This window comes from Nocardia flavorosea (assembly GCF_015477805.1).
Lineage (GTDB): Bacteria > Actinomycetota > Actinomycetes > Mycobacteriales > Mycobacteriaceae > Nocardia > Nocardia flavorosea_A.
Genome location: NZ_JADLQL010000025.1, coordinates 1 through 278 on the forward strand (window position 1 = coordinate 1; position 278 = coordinate 278).

1 protein-coding gene is annotated in these 278 nt (G+C 72.7%); it reads left to right on the plus strand.

The window, feature by feature from the left end:
* On the plus strand, positions 1–278 hold a 278-nt coding region (locus IU448_RS28625; RefSeq protein WP_195058850.1), incomplete at both ends, for a condensation domain-containing protein.

Below are 278 nucleotides of genomic sequence, written 5' to 3' on the forward strand. Positions count from 1 at the left end.
GTCGCCCCGGACGATCATGTGCTGGCGGTGGTGGTGCACCACATCGCCGCCGACGGTGTCTCGACCGCGCCGCTGGCCCGCGACCTGATGACCGCCTACACCGCCCGTACGGCGGGCACCGAGCCCGACTGGTCGCCGCTGCCGATCCAGTACGCCGACTTCACCCTGTGGCAGCACGCCGCGCTCGGTTCGGCCGACGACCCCGACTCCGCACTGGCCGCCCAGATCGCGCACTGGCGGCAGGAACTCGCGGGTCTCGCGCCGGTTCTGGAACTGCC